Below are 233 nucleotides of genomic sequence, written 5' to 3' on the forward strand. Positions count from 1 at the left end.
ATTGATACCAAGATTGACCAAGATGGCGACGGCAACACCGTGGCGATCACCAGCATTACCGATGACACCGGCGCCTCGGGCAGCGACTTCATCACCAACGACAACACCCTGATTTTCAACGGTACCGTCGATTTAGGTGACAACAGCACCTTGGCCGTCACCATCAATGGCGTGGTCTACACCACTGCCAACGGCTTGGTGATTGATGCCAGCGGTAACTGGAGCATCGACTT

The 233-nt window shown here is 54.5% G+C and carries 1 protein-coding gene; it reads left to right on the top strand.

Annotated features, from left to right (window positions below; translation table 11 throughout):
* On the top strand, positions 1–233 hold a 233-nt coding region (locus tag BM607_RS21695; protein ID WP_249269625.1), incomplete at both ends, for an Ig-like domain-containing protein.

Source organism: Shewanella sp. SACH (genome assembly GCF_001887095.2).
Lineage (GTDB): Bacteria > Pseudomonadota > Gammaproteobacteria > Enterobacterales > Shewanellaceae > Shewanella > Shewanella baltica.